13 protein-coding genes are annotated in these 15993 nt (G+C 51.2%); 9 read left to right on the top strand and 4 right to left on the bottom strand.

Translation table 11 applies throughout. The annotated features are described in order from the left end of the window. Positions 1 to 8 precede the first annotated feature (8 nt). Both gshB and ACYVJG_RS00170 read left to right on the top strand, forming a co-directional pair. A complete protein-coding gene (gshB, locus tag ACYVJG_RS00175; protein WP_460429535.1) occupies positions 9 to 971 on the top strand; it encodes a glutathione synthase in 963 nt (320 codons plus the stop codon). After that, on the top strand, positions 968 to 1357 hold the full coding sequence (locus ACYVJG_RS00170; protein ID WP_022653834.1) for a diacylglycerol kinase: 390 nt from the start codon (positions 968 to 970) through the stop codon (positions 1355 to 1357). Before gshB ends, ACYVJG_RS00170 begins: the two co-directional genes overlap by 4 nt. 88 nt (positions 1358 to 1445) lie before the next feature. Here the strand turns inward: ACYVJG_RS00170 and topA are convergent, their stop codons facing one another. The 3 genes from topA to dprA all read right to left on the bottom strand — a co-directional run bounded on the left by topA (position 1446) and on the right by dprA (position 5519). Then, a complete protein-coding gene (gene topA / locus ACYVJG_RS00165) occupies positions 1446 to 3764 on the bottom strand; it encodes a type I DNA topoisomerase (protein WP_460429267.1) in 2319 nt (772 codons plus the stop codon). A 123-nt stretch (positions 3765 to 3887) separates the two neighbouring features. Next, on the bottom strand, positions 3888 to 4358 hold the full coding sequence (locus ACYVJG_RS00160; RefSeq protein ID WP_022653838.1) for a Smg family protein: 471 nt from the start codon (positions 4356 to 4358) through the stop codon (positions 3888 to 3890). Positions 4359 to 4409: 51 nt separating this feature from the next. Beyond that, a complete protein-coding gene (dprA, locus tag ACYVJG_RS00155) occupies positions 4410 to 5519 on the bottom strand; it encodes a DNA-processing protein DprA (protein WP_460429266.1) in 1110 nt (369 codons plus the stop codon). Positions 5520 to 5688: 169 nt separating this feature from the next. Between dprA and def the strand changes: the two genes are divergently transcribed. Next, positions 5689 to 6195, top strand: a complete 507-nt coding sequence (def, locus tag ACYVJG_RS00150) for a peptide deformylase (RefSeq protein WP_460429265.1) — start codon at positions 5689 to 5691, stop codon at positions 6193 to 6195. Next, on the top strand, positions 6195 to 7142 hold the full coding sequence (gene fmt / locus ACYVJG_RS00145) for a methionyl-tRNA formyltransferase (protein ID WP_460429264.1): 948 nt from the start codon (positions 6195 to 6197) through the stop codon (positions 7140 to 7142). The genes def and fmt overlap by 1 nt, the downstream gene beginning before the upstream one ends. Here the strand turns inward: fmt and wbaP are convergent. Then, positions 7139 to 8614 carry an undecaprenyl-phosphate galactose phosphotransferase WbaP gene (wbaP, locus tag ACYVJG_RS00140; RefSeq protein ID WP_460429263.1) on the bottom strand — a complete coding sequence of 492 codons (1476 nt, stop codon included), beginning with the start codon at positions 8612 to 8614 and terminating at the stop codon, positions 7139 to 7141. The genes fmt and wbaP overlap by 4 nt on opposite strands. A 100-nt stretch (positions 8615 to 8714) precedes the next feature. Here wbaP and ACYVJG_RS00135 point away from each other — a divergent pair, with 100 nt between their 5' ends. The 5 genes from ACYVJG_RS00135 (at position 8715) to rsmB (ending at position 15988) form a co-directional block, all read left to right on the top strand. After that, the gene (locus ACYVJG_RS00135) at positions 8715 to 9686 is read left to right on the top strand and encodes an ABC transporter substrate-binding protein (protein WP_460429262.1); all 972 of its coding nucleotides are present in this window, start codon (positions 8715 to 8717) and stop codon (positions 9684 to 9686) included. A 2-nt stretch (positions 9687 to 9688) separates the two neighbouring features. Then, the gene (locus tag ACYVJG_RS00130) at positions 9689 to 12190 is read left to right on the top strand and encodes an EAL domain-containing protein (RefSeq protein WP_460429261.1); all 2502 of its coding nucleotides are present in this window, start codon (positions 9689 to 9691) and stop codon (positions 12188 to 12190) included. A gap of 241 nt (positions 12191 to 12431) precedes the next feature. Further along, positions 12432 to 13817 (top strand): argininosuccinate lyase, encoded by a 1386-nt coding sequence (argH, locus tag ACYVJG_RS00125; RefSeq protein WP_460429260.1) that lies wholly within the window; start codon positions 12432 to 12434, stop codon positions 13815 to 13817. After that, on the top strand, positions 13817 to 14599 hold the full coding sequence (cysE, locus tag ACYVJG_RS00120) for a serine O-acetyltransferase (RefSeq protein WP_460429259.1): 783 nt from the start codon (positions 13817 to 13819) through the stop codon (positions 14597 to 14599). Before argH ends, cysE begins: the two co-directional genes overlap by 1 nt. A gap of 111 nt (positions 14600 to 14710) precedes the next feature. After that, positions 14711 to 15988 carry a 16S rRNA (cytosine(967)-C(5))-methyltransferase RsmB gene (gene rsmB / locus ACYVJG_RS00115; RefSeq protein ID WP_460429258.1) on the top strand — a complete coding sequence of 426 codons (1278 nt, stop codon included), beginning with the start codon at positions 14711 to 14713 and terminating at the stop codon, positions 15986 to 15988. Positions 15989 to 15993: the final 5 nt, after the last annotated feature.

Raw genomic sequence — 15993 nt, 5'->3', positions numbered from 1 at the left:
GAATCATGATGCACTTTGCTTTTATTGCCGATCCACTCGATCATTTGAAAATCTACAAAGACAGCACCTTTGCCATGATCGAAGAGGCTGCCCAACGCCGCCATCAAATTTCTTACCTCACCGCTGCTGATTTAACGGTGGAAGATGGCAAGGTGTATGCAACCGCAGGTCAGTTGTTTCTGACGGGGGATCCTCATGCGTGGTTTCAACAAGGCGAGCCAGAGACAACCGCTTTAACGGCATTTGACGCAGTGATTATGCGTAAAGATCCGCCGTTTGATAGCGAATATTTGTACGCTACGCATTTGATGACATTGGCAGAAAAGCAAGGGGCATTGTGTATCAACAGCGGCCAAGCCTTGCGCGATCACAATGAAAAACTGGCAATTTTAGAATTTCCAGAATGGATTTCACCGACCACCATTAGCTCACAATATCAGGTGTTACGCGATTTTATCTTGACGCATCAAGATGTGATTTTGAAGCCATTAGATAGCATGGGCGGCGATAGTATTTTCCGTGTTACCGACCACGACCCTAATTTATCGGTGATTTTAGAGCTGATGACACGCCAACAAACCCGCACCATCATGGCACAACGCTATATCCCTGCTATCACTGAGGGGGATAAGCGGGTGTTGTTAATTGATGGGGTGCCGGTGGATTATTGTTTGGCGCGGATTCCGAAAGAGGGGGAAACGCGCGGTAATTTAGCCGCAGGCGGCCGAGGGGAAGCACGGCCATTGTCTGATGCCGACCGCGCCATTGCCAAGGCATTAGGGCCGGTGTTGCGTGAGCGTGGTTTGTTATTGGTGGGGTTGGATATCATTGGTGATCGTTTGACGGAAATTAACGTGACCAGTCCAACGTGTTTCCGCGAGATCATGCAGCAAACTGGTTGTCCGGTCGCCAGTTTGTTTATTGATGCGGTGGAACGGGCTGTGCAGCAACATCAGCAGGCCGCAGCGTGAGCACACCAGCGCCGGAGGAAAGCCCATTCAAGGGCAAGTCTGGTATCAAACGGGTTTGGCATGCTTTGGGCTATTCGATTGAAGGGCTGGCAGCGGCATGGCGGCATGAAGATGCTTTTCGGCAACTGACTTTGCTGGCCTTGCTGTTGATTCCATTGGCGTTGTGGTGGCCGGATATCACGAGGGTAAGTCGGGCGATTTTGGTGGCCAGTTCTTTGGCAACATTAGTGATTGAGTTGTTTAATTCAGCGATTGAAGCCGCCGTCGATCACACATCCCTCGCTCGTCATCCTCTCGCTAAACGTGCGAAAGACCTCGGCAGCGCAGCGCAGTTGTTGGGGTTGGTGAATTTGGCGGCAATGTGGGGTTTGTTGGTGATTTTCTAGCCACATCTCAGCAGCAAGACAAGCATATCCAAAAAAACGGCCCCTCATCAGAGGAGCCGTTTTCTAATTTTTTAAGTCAATTTCCCACTTAACTATCTGTCTCAGCCTCTGGCACCGCTGGCGGTGCGAGTTCGGGGGCGGGGATGCTATAACCACATTCCTTCTGCGGACACACCTTTTCCGTACCACGCCGCTTCGTCGTTTTCACCGTCAACACCGGCCATTGACACTGCGGACACGTTTCAGCAATCGGCGGGTTCCACGTTGCGTAATTACACTTCGGATAGGTATTACACGAATAGAACAACTTACCATAACGGCTCTTCCGCTCGATCAAATGCCCCTCTTTACAGACCGGACACACCACCCCCGTATCACGCGGCTTTTCCAACGGCTCGATATGCTTACACTTCGGATAATTGGCACAGCCAATAAACTTCCCATACCGCCCCGTTTTCACCACCAACTGCCCACCACACGCCGGACAATCACGCCCCTCAATCACCTGTGGCGTCTCTGGCACAGCGGCAGCGGCCTCTTCAGCGGTTTCACCTAAATTGCGGGTGTAGTCACATTCAGGATAGCCCGTACAACCAATAAAACGACCACGCTTACCAAAACGGATATTCAACGGTTTGCTACATTTTGGACATGCCTCGTCCAACAATTCCGTTGTCACCTCAGCGCGTGAAAGCCCTTCTTTTTCTTGCAACTGCTTATGAAAACCTTTCCAGAACCCCTCCAACACCGGCACCCACTGCCGTTTACCAGTGGAAACATCGTCTAGTTGGTTTTCTAACTTCGCCGTGAAGTCATAATCAACATATTGCTGAAAATGCTCAGTCAAAAATTTATTGACCACCTCGCCAGTATCAGTCGGGACAAAACGCTTTTTATCGAGCGTGACATACTCACGATCTTTTAACGTCTTGATAATAGAGGCATAAGTTGAAGGACGGCCAATACCAAATTCTTCCAACGCCTTCACCAAACTCGCTTCGGAAAAACGCGGCGGGGGTTGAGTAAAGTGTTGCTCACCTTCGATTTTATCGACAGGCAGCGCATCACCGACTTCCAACACCGGCAATTTCGCTTCGCCGTCATCGTCAGCATCATCAAGACCTTCTTGATACACCGCGATAAACCCCGGGAAAACCAACACTTGCCCATTAGCGCGGAATACCCCTTCACCAACGGCAATATCCACCGCCGTGGTGTCATACTTCGCTGGGGCCATCTGACAGGCTACCGTCCGTTTCCATACCATTTCATACAGTTTGAATTGATCGGCAGTTAAAAATGGTTTGACCTGTTCAGGCGTACGGAAGATCGACGTCGGGCGGATGGCTTCATGGGCTTCTTGTGCGTTCTTCGCCTTATTTGTAAAAGTCACCGCCGCTTTGGGTAAATAATCTGCTGCGAAATGTTCACCGATATAGTGACGAATCTCCGCCACAGCCTCGTTAGCCAACGCCACCGAGTCAGTCCGCATATAGGTAATTAAACCCACCGTGCCTTGCCCAACATCCACCCCTTCATACAGCTGTTGTGCTGTCCGCATGGTGCGGTCGGTGGTCATCGATAACTTACGCACCGCCTCTTGTTGCAAAGTTGACGTGGTAAAAGGCGGCGCGGCCTTGCGCGTTTTCTTTTTCTTCTCAACAGCAATCACCTGAGCCGCAGTATGCTGCGCCAACGCCGAAACAATTGCCTGTTGTTGATCTTCGTTGGTGATAGAGAACTGTTCGAGTTTTGCGCCTTGGAACTGTGTCAAACGGGCACAGAATTTACTGCGGCCTTTGTGGCTATCAAGGTGGATTGACCAATATTCTTGTGTCACAAAGCTGCGGATTTCCGTTTCGCGTTCACAAATCAGCCGCAAAGCAGGGCTTTGTACCCGACCGGCGGACAAACCACGGCGAATTTTTTTCCACAGCAAGGGCGATAAATTGAAACCCACTAAATAATCTAGGGCACGGCGCGCTTGTTGTGCGTTGACCAAATCGAGCGAAATCTGTCGCGGATTGGCTACGGCATCGAGCACCGCATTTTTTGTAATCTCGTGGAACACCACACGCTGCGCGGTTTTATCTTTTAAAAGCTTTTTATTCTTGAGAATTTCTAGCAAATGCCAAGAAATCGCCTCCCCCTCGCGGTCGGGGTCAGTCGCAAGATAAATATGCTGTGCCTCACACACAGCAGCAGCAATCGCGTCAACGTGTTTACTGTTTTTAGCGATGATCTGGTACTTCATGGCGAAATCTTTATCCGGATCTACTGCGCCATTTTTTGGCACTAAATCACGGATATGGCCATAAGAAGCCAGAATCTCGAAGTCTGGCCCCAGATATTTTTTCAGGGTCTTCGCTTTAGAGGGCGATTCGACAATGAGCAGATTGGCAGGCATGGCGATTGGGTCACATCCTAATGGGGAATAAAGCTGCAAGGGGCAAAAAGACGCCCCCACAGTGAGGGGGCGTCAGCACACCAAACAAGTCGAAAAGCCCGCGATGTTATGCGCTTGTGTGGGCTACTGCAATGCCAGCAATGCACTGTCAGCATCGGTTAGGACATCGGCAATCAGTATATCGAGCTCAGTGGCCAAGCTCCAAAGTACCGTCACCACCGTTAATTTCAAGACTTGTAGATCAATTGCACCAGCAGGTAAGGCCATCAAACGATCTAACACCAACTCACGGACCGATCCAGTGCAAACACCCTGTTGTTGTAGAAATAAAAGAAAGCCTTGGCAATCTAAAGGTAAATGTTCGGCTTCTTGTGGGCTAAGACAACGGAAGCTACCCGCGCTTTCGTGCCATGTGTCTTCAGCAAGCACATGGGCGGCACGTGCGGTTTCGAGACCCTGCAACCAAAGCAAGGCATCACTGACTTCATCATCATCAAACCCCGCCGCCATTAAGCGTCTGCTCAAAGCAGCCGGCTGCGGGCAAGCATCAAGATCACGATAAGAATCAACAAGATAAGCAAGAACTTCATACATAATAGCGGTCTCCACCTTTATGATTGATACAATTAACATCCGGTTGCAACGCTAACATTCGCTTAAGCGTTGATAACGGCCTCCCGGTAAAGTGGCAACACGGCCTTCTAGTTCAAGCGATAACAGCGTGGCGCAGACCTCATCGGGTGTCAAGCCAGACAATTCAATCAACTGATCCAAGTCCATTGGCCCCGCCACCAACAAATCTAACAGCGGATGACTGGCACCAGCATGCTCACCTTGTGTTGCATCCGCATGTCTTGGCAAAACAACCGAGGGCCGCGCCCAGCCGAGGGTGGTTAAGATATCCTCTACCGACTCCACCAACGCCGCCCCTTCACGCAATAATTGATGACAACCTTTGGCCTGTGGATTATGAATTGACCCCGGCACGGCCATCACTTCACGACCATATTCCGCTGCCAAACGTGCAGTGATTAAAGAGCCACTTTCAACATTGGCTTCCACCACCATACAACCATGGCACAAACCGGCAATAATGCGATTCCGACGTGGAAAATGGGCCGGTAACGGTGGCGTGCCGAGGGGAAATTCACTGAGTAACAACCCCTGCTCTGCAATTTGATGTGCTAAAGCACGGTGTTGAGCGGGATAGACGCGATCAATGCCGGTGCCAATCACAGCAATGGTACTGCCCTTACTACGCAGTGCACCACGATGGGCACTGGCATCGACCCCTGCCGCTAAACCACTGATGATGGTAAACCCCGCTTGACCCAGCTCATACGCCAATTGTTCCGCATCACGCCGCCCCTGACTGGTGGCTTGGCGACTACCCACCACCGCACATAAGGGACGCTGTAGCAGCTCTAGCCGCCCTTGGGCATACAATAACAGCGGCGGCGAAGGTATCTCATGCAATAAGGCGGGATAGTTTTCCTCATCACAACACAACAACTGCCGCCCTTGGCCTTGTTGCAACCACGCGGCAGAGCGTTGTCGTAAATCGCTGCTATCGGTTTCGGTGATAGCCTGTGCCAATTTCGCCCCTAAACACGCACTCACACGGGCCGACTCAGCCTGATACAACGCCACAACATCAGAAAAAGCGGTACAGGCTTTACTCCATGCGCCATACCCAAAGTTGGGGACTTGTATGAGATGCAACCAAGCATGATGTTGAAGGCTCAGTTCCGACATAGAGGCTCCTAAAAACGATAGCAGAATTGGGCTTGCCACTTGAGGCTAGAGCTATAATGCACGCCAATAGACGATGGCTCACATCACGCATCATGCCAAATAGAAATTATGCGCAAGCCAGCCAACCATGTCAAAAACATAAAGACCGTTTTACAGAAAGTGAATAACCATGGCTTTACTTCCGATTTTGCACTACCCCGATCCACGCCTACACACCGTCGCAGCACCGGTCAAAGAAGTCACCGATGAGATTCGCCGTTTACTCGACGATATGCTGGAAACCATGTACGAAGCGCAGGGTATCGGCCTCGCAGCAACACAGGTCAATGTGCATCAACGTATCGTGGTGATTGATGTGTCAGAAAAACACGATGCCCCTTTAGTGCTGATCAATCCAGAAATCGTTGCCAGCAATGGTGAGCCAGTGGTGGGCGAGGAAGGGTGTTTGTCGGTGCCGGGTATTTTTGACAAAGTCGAACGAGCACCGAAAGTCACCGTACAAGCCTTGGGCCGTGATGGGCAGTCCTATCAACTCGACGCAGACGGCTTGCTGGCCGTGTGTATCCAACATGAAATTGACCATTTAAATGGCAAAGTATTTGTGGAACATCTATCGAGCCTGAAGCAAAACCGCATCAAAAATAAACTGAAAAAACGTGAACGGCAGAATATGTGATGAGACTGATTTTTGCAGGAACCCCAGAATTTGCCGCGCAAGCCCTCGCAGCCCTGATTCAGGCTGGGCATGATATTGCGTTGGTACTCACCCAACCCGACCGTCCAGCTGGACGGGGGATGAAACTCAAGCCGAGCCCAGTCAAAGTGTTAGCACTGGAACATGGGCTACGGGTGGAGCAACCACTCAGTTTAAAACACGCCGACGCACAAGCCATGCTGCAACAGGTGGATGCAGAGTTGATGGTCGTTGCGGCCTATGGTTTGTTATTACCGCAGGCAGTATTGGACATTCCAGCACGAGGTTGTCTCAATATCCATGCCTCTTTGCTACCACGCTGGCGCGGTGCCGCACCTATTCAACGTGCGCTGTTGGCTGGCGATGCCGAAACGGGTATCACCATTATGCAAATGGATGCTGGATTAGACACCGGCGCGATCCGTTCTTTACATCGCTTGCCGATTGCGGCCGATGACACCGCTGCCAGCTTGCATGACAAATTGGCCCAATTAGGGGCAGAAGCGATTGTGGCAGCGTTGGCAACACTTGACCAATTACCTACCATCGCCCAGCCCAGAGAAGGCGTCACCTACGCGCAAAAATTAGAAAAAGCCGAAGCTGAAATTGATTGGCAGCAACAAGCAGCCTGTGTGGTGCGGCGCATTTTGGCCTATCACCCCGTACCGGGCGCTTTTAGCCAATGGCAAGGTCAAGGGCTGAAAGTGTGGCGTGCCAGCATCGTCAATCACAACAGCCCAGCGACCACACACACCCCAGCCGGCACTGTTTGCCAGCTCACCCCAGAAGGGGCAGTGGTGCAATGTGGACAAGGCCAAGTGTGCTTAGAGGAATTACAACTGGCTGGCGGTAAACGACTCAGTGGCCGTGAATTTTTTGCTGGCCGTACACAGTGGATCGGGACAATATTAGGCGCCACCCCCGCTTAATACGCCCCTTCACGCCGTAGCACGACTTTGATGGTTTTTAACAAAATCGCTAAGTCGTGCCACAAACTCCAATTGCGGACATACCAAGCGTCGAGTTCCACGCGGCGTTGGAATGGCAAGCGATTCCGCCCACTGACCTGCCACAAGCCAGTCATCCCGGGGCGGGTTTCAAGGTAATAAGCCAAGTTTTCACCAAAACGCGGCATTTCTTCGGTCATAATCGGACGCGGGCCCACCAAGCTCATTTCCCCGCGCAAAACATTCCACAACTGAGGCAGCTCATCCAAACTGGTGCGCCGCAAGAAATGGCCAATACCGGTAATACGGGGGTCATGTTTAAGCTTGCGGAAGGTATCGAATTCTTCTCGTGCAACAGGGTCACGCACCAGCAGCTCTTGTAATAAACGGTCAGCATCCACCCGCATACTGCGAAATTTGTAACAGGTAAACAATTCCCCATTGCGACCGACCCGTGGCTGACCAAAAAAAGCCGGCCCCCCATCACGCCGCGTCAACCACGCCACCACGATAAAAAACGGCGACAACGACAACAATAGCAATGCCGCCACCACCATATCAAAGCCGCGTTTGACAGCAATCGCTTGTGGGTTGAGCAGATTATTCCGTGCCCGCAATAGCAACACATCGTGGCTAAAAAAATGTTGCGTTTCCATGCCCACCAAAGGTAGGCCAGCGGTGGAAGGGACCAGATGTAAACCGGGCATGATAAACCCAAGCTCTGCCACCAATGCCGCATGTTGCTCTAAAGCAGGGGATTCCAACGCAATCACCAAATGGGCATGCGGATGTGCACGCGCCCATTGCAATACCTCTTGCGCGCTCGCAGAAAATACTGGCAAATCGGTTTCTGGTGGAATATCACAACTCAAATCATCCAAGCAGACAAAACCGCGAATATCAAAACCCAACAAGGGCTCACTTTGTAGCGCAGCACACGCATCCGCGGCCAATTGGCCACTGCCAATCACTAAAGTGGGGCGTTGCCAACGCCGTAAGCGCATCAGCAGACTTTTTAACAATAAGCGACCCAGCGGAATCGCAACACAGGCCATACACCAGCCCACTAACCAAACCGTACGTGAGAACGGCCATTTCGCTAGCAACACCGTCACGCCATTGAGCAAGGCCAAGGCAATCACAATCCGAACCACCTCACCGGTTTCCGCCCAAAACGGTTTGCGGCGGTTGTAATGCCCGCGCCACCACAGGGTATGAATAGCAATCCCGATAAAGGCCAAGAAGGTATAAAACTGATGCACTCCCCCGTCTTGCCACCATTCAGGAAAATTGTGCCAATCAATCACAGGCCGCATCAACAACACCAACAGGCCACAGAGAAAAGCAAACAATAAAGCGCAGGCATCTATTACCGGCAACAGATAAGCCGCACGCGGAGGACGAGCCGCCCATAACGGAATCGGCAGGGCAGAAAGAGAAGGAAAAGAGGACATAAAACCAATGGTAACAAAAACGCTTTTACATCGGTCAATGTCACAACGGCAATATTCCATTAAACTACAACTTTGGTGAAAACAAAGAGGGCCGACCCAATTGAACACGCCACGCTATTTGCAACATATATTGCGCACACTATTGGCTTTTTTCGTTCTTATTGGTCTCTCTGCTTGCCAAAATGAAACCACCTTGCGGATTGGTGCCAATACTTGGCTAGGCTATGAACCGCTGTTTTTGGCACGACAACAACAAACACTGCCGCAAGGGGTATCGTTACATGAATATCCCACCACCGCTGAAACACTGCGCGCATTCCGCAACCGTAATTTAGACGTAGCCGCGCTGACACTCGATGAAGCGGTGCCGCTGCTCTTAGACGACAATCAAGCGGCGATTGCGCTGGTATTGAGTCACTCTCATGGCGCAGATGCGTTGTTAGGACAACCTGAACTTAAACGCGTAACCGATTTACGCGGCAAAGTGGTCGGTGCCGATAGCCTGACCCTCGGTGCTTATATGCTTGGTCGTGCACTGGAACTATCGGGCATGGATAAAAAAGAAGTACAGATTCGCTCGGTTTCACTGGAGCAACAGGAAGCCAGTTTTCTCAATCGTGAGATTGATGGCTTGGTGACATTCGAGCCGATTTTGTCGCGCTTACAACGTCAAGGTGCCAAGGTGTTGTTCGATAGCCGCTCGCTGCCAAATGAAATCCTCGATGTATTAATTGTCCGGCCACAACAATTAAACAAAAGCCAACGCCGGCAATTACGCGAGTTGGTCAAGGTTTGGTTTGAACACACGGAAACACTGGTCACACAACAAGACACGGCAATGCAGTTGGTAATGACACGACAAAATCTATATAACAACGAACTGCAACACGCCCTGACCTTGCTACGTTTTTATGATCGTGAAGAAAATCAGCGTCTGTTAGCAGGGCCAGACAGCCCGCAACTGCGCCGTACCATTGACAATATCGCCCAAACGCTACATCGGCTGGGCCTGCGCCCCGCCACCACCATTCCACCACAACAGCCCCTCTTTACCTCAATAGGGATGGAATAACGATGCCTTCACCATCGCGTTTTTCTCTACCTGCCCCGCGTTATCCGTTACACACGCTTGCGCCGTTGTTGGGGTTTTTAATGATTACGCTGCTGTTATTGCTGTCATTGGGAAGTAGTCTGCTGCTGGCGCATCGTGATATTGAACAAAAGGGACGCGCGGCGGTACTCAATGAGTTAGATCGCATTCATGCAGCACTTGGTGAGCGCTTATTAGAGGGTGATTTGCCTTATGTGAGGCGGGTCATTCTGTCGATGAGTAGTGAACCGCATATCCTCAATTTATTGGTCTTAGACCGCCACAACGTGGTGCAAGTCGGTAATCGACAAGAATGGAACGGCAAGGGGGTGAATGAATTAGGCTTTGAAGTCAATTTACCTCGGTTGGAACATGCCAAGAAACATGAAATCAGTGATGTCAGTTTTTCTTCCGATTTGAATGTGGTGTATGCCTATGCGGGCATTCGACTCGGACAAAGCGACAATGCTCTACGTTCAGCGCATATCGGCACCTTATTTTTACGCTACGACCTTGCGGCAGATAAACGCAAAGCATGGCAAATGGCCATGCAACAGGGCTTGGCCTCGTGGCTGGTGTTGGTTGTTTTGTCTGGCATCATTTTTTTATTGTTCCGCCGTTATATCAGCAAACGGTTGGCCTATTTGATGTCAGTCGTAGATCGGCTGCGTAAAGGGGAAGCCAATGCTCGCGCTCATCTACTTGGTAAAGATGAGATTGCCCAACTCGGTGCCTCATTGGATGAAATGGCCGATCATCTGTTGGCCAATCAAGCCGAACTAGAACGACAACAGGCGGAAATTCTCGCCACCTCAGCCCGTTATCAAACCTTATTCGCTGCCAGTCGTGATGGTCTGATTTTGCTCGACCGCGACAATCACATCATCGACGTGAACCCCAGCCTGTGCCAACTGTTTCAACTCGACAAAAACCAACTCACGGGCAGCCTCTGCCAAAGCTGGCTGGCTAATGAGATGGATAGTATGTTGCGCCAGCGTTTAAATTCACTGTTAAGCCAAGTAGGACAAGCCAACCAAGAAATTGAACTGGTCTTGGATAATCGACAAGGCGGACGCTGTGAAGTCGCCGTGCGCTTTTTCCCCTATGTTCAGGGGGATTCTGTCCGTGGGACATGGTGTGTACTGCGGGACATCAGTGAACGGCGAGCACAGGAACGGCGAATGCGTTATTTGGCCGAACACGATGAACTCACCGGCTTGGCCAATCGTCCTGCTTTTTTGGACAGTTTGGCCAGTATCGTGCAGCAAGCCGCAGCCCGCCAACGGCACCTCAGCCTGTTGTTTGTCGATCTCGACCGTTTTAAGCAAGTCAATGACACCCTCGGTCACGCCATAGGTGATCTGCTGCTCAAAGCCGTCGCCGAGCGAATTAGCCATTTTTTAGGTGAAAATGGCTTTGCGGCACGGCAAGGGGGTGATGAATTTTTATTATGTCTGCCGGAATATGATGCACAACAGGCAGAGCAATATGCGGTGATTTTGGCACACGAACTGTCACAACCTTATCGGATTGCCGATTACACCCTCAATCTCACCCCCAGTATTGGCATTTGTGCCTATCCAGAACATGCCGAAGAACCAGATGAGTTGATTCGTTATGCCGATGTGGCGATGTATCAAGCCAAACTGGAAGGGCGCAATGCTTGTCGTGTGTTCTCCCATCAACTACGGCAACGGATGACCGAGCGTCTCGCCTTGGAAAATGGCCTACGCGAAGCGATTAGCAAAAAACAGTTTTTCTTGGTCTATCAACCGCAGCTGGGCGTCGCCGAACAACGGGTGATTGGAGTCGAAGTGTTATTACGCTGGCAACATCCTCACCTCGGTTTAGTGCCACCGATGCGCTTTATTCCAGTTGCCGAAGAAACCGGCCTTATCCATCAAATTGGTGATTGGGTGTTGGAAGAAACCTGCCGCCAACTGGCGCAATGGCAGCAAGAAGGCATCACCTTGTCCGCTGCTGTCAATTTGTCGGCAGTGCAATTCAGCGATGCCAATTTAGTCGATCGCGTGTCAGAGCTAATTCAACATTATCAGTTAAATCCCGAGCGGCTAGAGCTCGAACTCACCGAAAGTATGTTAATGGGTGACATTGAGCAGGCAATTCGCACCTTGCAACAATTGGCGGGATTGGGCGTAAAACTGTCGATTGATGATTTCGGGACGGGTTATTCTAGCCTCAGCTATATCAAACGCTTGCCAATTAACCAGCTCAAAATCGACCGTTCTTTTGTGATTGACCTCGAAACCGACCCCCACGCCCGCGCCATTGCTGAAACGGTATTGGCAATGGCGAGAACGCTAGGATTAGAAGTGGTGGCAGAGGGCGTCGAAAACGTCAAACAAGCCGCCTTCTTGCGTGAACATGGCTGCCAAATTTTGCAAGGCTATTGGCTTTCCCGTCCCTTGCCTATCGCAGAATTTGCACCGTGGCTCACACGGCCCCTGCCCAGTTGGGATGATTAACCGCCGCCCTCAGCTAAAGCGTATGGTAGGGCGGATAAGCGCAGCGCATCCGCCAAATCAATACAGCCTAAAAACGCAGATGCCTACTACCAGACAGCGAAGTATGGTAGGGCGGATAAGCACAGCGCATCCGCCAAATCAATAGCAGCAAAAAGCCGCTTCTTGCCAATCCTGTCATTTGAGAGAAAAATAGTCTTCTTTGCGTTGCACAACGCGCCTCTATTATTGCTGCGGAATTCTTATGCACGAAAACAACACTTGGTCTGGTCGCTTTAACGAACCAGTCAGCGAATTAGTCAAAACCTATACGGCCTCGGTGTCTTTCGACCAACGGATGGCAGAATGTGATATTCAAGGCTCTTTAGCCCATGCTCAAATGCTCAATCGCGCTAAAGTGCTGTCGGATGAGGATTTAGCGGCAATTCAACAAGGCATGGCAGAACTGTTAAACGAAATTCGCAGCGGACAGTTCGAATGGCGTGTCGATTTAGAAGATGTTCACATGAACATCGAAAAACGCCTGACTGACAAAATTGGCGATGCTGGCAAGCGTTTACACACCGGCCGCAGTCGCAACGACCAAGTGGCCACCGATATTCGCCTCTATTTGCGCGGCGCTATCGACACTATCAGCCAATTATTGCGCGACTTGCAACGTGCACTGTTAGAACTGGCGGCCCCCCACGCAGCCACCGTCATGCCCGGTTTCACCCACCTCCAAGTGGCACAACCCGTTACCTTCGGCCATCACCTATTGGCCTATGTTGAAATGCTGGCGCGGGATGAAGAACGGATGTTGGATTGCCGCAAACGGGTCAATCGTTTGCCCTTAGGCGCGGCGGCGCTGGCTGGCACGACTTTCCCGATTGACCGCCAATACACCGCCCAATTATTAGGGTTTGATGATGTCTGCCAAAACTCTTTGGATGCGGTGAGTGATCGTGACTTTGCCATCGAATTCACCGCAGCGGCCAGCTTGGTGATGGTGCATTTATCGCGCTTGTCAGAAGAACTGATTTTGTGGATGAGCCCCCGCGTTGGCTTTATTGATATTGCCGACCGTTTCTGCACCGGCAGTTCGATCATGCCGCAGAAGAAAAACCCCGACGTGCCGGAATTAGTCCGTGGTAAAAGCGGTCGTGTTACAGGGCATTTAATCGCTTTGTTAATGTTAATGAAATCACAACCGCTGGCATATAACAAAGACAACCAAGAAGACAAAGAACCGCTGTTCGATACCATCGACACGCTGATTGACACCTTGCGTATCTACGCTGACATGATGCGTGGCATCACGGTCAAGGCCGATGCAATGCGCAGCGCGGTGTTGCAAGGCTTCGCCACTGCCACCGATTTGGCTGATTATTTGGTCAAAAAAGGACTGCCATTCCGCGACAGTCACGAAGTGGTTGCACGGGCAGTGCGTCATGCCGAACAAGCGGGGTGTGATTTAGCGGATTTACCCCTTGAAGTCTTGCAGCAATTCTCCAGCCAGATTGAACAAGATGTGTATCACGTCTTAACCCCAGAGGGCTCTTTGGCACAACGCGATCACCTCGGCGGCACCGCGCCAGCACAGGTACAAGCGCAAATCGCCCGCCATCAAGCGCGTTTAGGTGAAGCATAATGGCGGTTGAGACAGATCTGATTTGGCAATCGATTCGGCAAGAAGTCAGCACAGCAGCGGCAGAAGAACCGCTGTTGGCGAGTTTTTTGCACATGACCGTGTTGAGGCATAGCAGCTTTCAAGATGTGTTAGCGTTTCATTTATCCAGCAAACTGATCTGTCATGTCATGGATGGCCGCGCCTTGCTCGAGCTGTTTCAGGAAACCTATCAAAGTTATCCCGAACTGGTGGATATTGCGCGTGCCGATATTCGCGCCCACTACGAGCGCGACCCTGCCTGTGGCAATTACTCGACACCGTTTTTGTTTTTCAAAGGCTTTCACGCCATTCAGTGCTATCGCATTACCCATTGCCTCTGGCAACAAGGCCGCAAAACGCTGGCCTTGTTTCTACAAAACCGCATTTCAGAAATGAGTGGGGTGGATATTCACCCTGCCGCCAAAATTGGGCGGGGTGTGATGCTCGACCACGGCACCGGTTTTGTGGTGGGAGAAACGGCAGTGATTGGCGATGATGTGTCGATTTTGCATGGTGTCACCCTCGGCGGATCGGGAAAACAAGGTGGAGATCGACACCCAAAAATCGGTTCTGGGGTGTTAATTGGGGCTGGCGCAAAAATTCTTGGCAATATCCGTGTCGGCGCTGGCGCCAAAATTGGCGCGGGCAGTGTTGTGCTTGAAGATGTCCCTGCTCATTGCACAGCAGCAGGGGTGCCAGCACGCATTGTGGGACACAGCTGCCAAGAAGCCATACCGGCCTTTGACATGGATCATCGTGTTTAACTGTCGAAAACGCCATCAAGCCAGAGACTTGCGCTACAATTAGCCTCTTTTTTACAGCCACAGCCTTAGACCGCTGTGGCTGTTTTTTCACCTCTGTGACGGTAGTTTTACATGTTCATCCTGCAATCTCTTGCTAGCCATACCTTGCTCAATGTTCTCAATGGGCGCAATCTTAGTGACCAACTGCACAGCACTCAGGCACAACATCCTGAACTTTCTGGAGCAGAACGCGCCGCCCTATTAGACCTTTGCTATGGTACGTTGCGGCATTATGGTTGGTTGCAGGCAACATTAGCCCGACTGTTGAAAACGCCATTGGCAGATCGTTTTGTCGATACCCTGCTCAGCGTGGCGATTTATCAACTGGTTCACACCCGCGCCGCCCAACATGCCATTGTCGATCACGCAGTGCGCGCTGCCACCCAACATGAAAACGGTAAATTCAAATCGTTGGTGAATGCCGTGTTGCGGCAGTTTCTACGGCAACGTGAGACTTTGGAAGCCGAATTAGCCCGCGACACCGTCGCCTTTTGGAATCACCCAGACTGGTGGATTGCCGAATTACGCAGCCAATATCCCAAAGACTGGAAAGCCATTTTAAAAGCCAGCAACGAACATCCGCCGATGAGCCTGCGGGTGAATCTGCGCCAACAGACAGCAACCGACTATTTACAACAGCTAGAACAAGCAGAATTGGCTGCCAGTTTGGTACCGTTGCCGGTACGTCAAGGTGAGGCACCGCTGGCCATTCGTCTCACCAAACCAGTGAACGTCGATAAATTACCCGGCTTTTTTGCTGGCAGTTGTTCGGTACAAGACATCGGCGCACAACTGGCCGCCGACTACCTCGATTGTCAGGAAGGGATGCGGGTATTGGATGCCTGTGCCGCCCCCGGGGGAAAAACCTGCCATTTACTGGAACAATATCAGCTCGATCTACTGGCCCTCGACCATGACGCACAGCGTTTGCGCCGTGTCGAACAAAACCTACAACGCTTGCAGCTACACGCCAAGTGTCAGGTAGCAGATGCGGCTGAGACCAAAAAATGGTGGGATGGTAAGGCGTTCGACCGCATTTTGGCCGATGTGCCGTGTTCAGCGTCTGGTGTGGTGCGCCGCCATCCTGATGTGAAATGGAACCGTCGTAAAACCGATATTCGTCAATTTGCCCAACAACAGGCGAAGTTGATTGATGCGCTGTGGCCAACCTTGGCCAACGGCGGCAAGATGTTATACGCCACTTGTTCGATTTTCCGCAGTGAAAACGAACAACAAATTGAACAGTTTTTACAGCGCCATCGTGATGCAAACTTAGTCTGGCAACATGCTGTTTTGCCGACCAGTCACCATGATGGCTTTTTCTACGCACTATTACAGAAAAACGGATAAAGCCT

Source organism: Aquaspirillum soli, assembly GCF_054781915.1.
The sequence above is the reverse complement of the archived record's forward strand: the minus strand, read 5'-3'. Positions and strand labels throughout refer to the sequence as shown.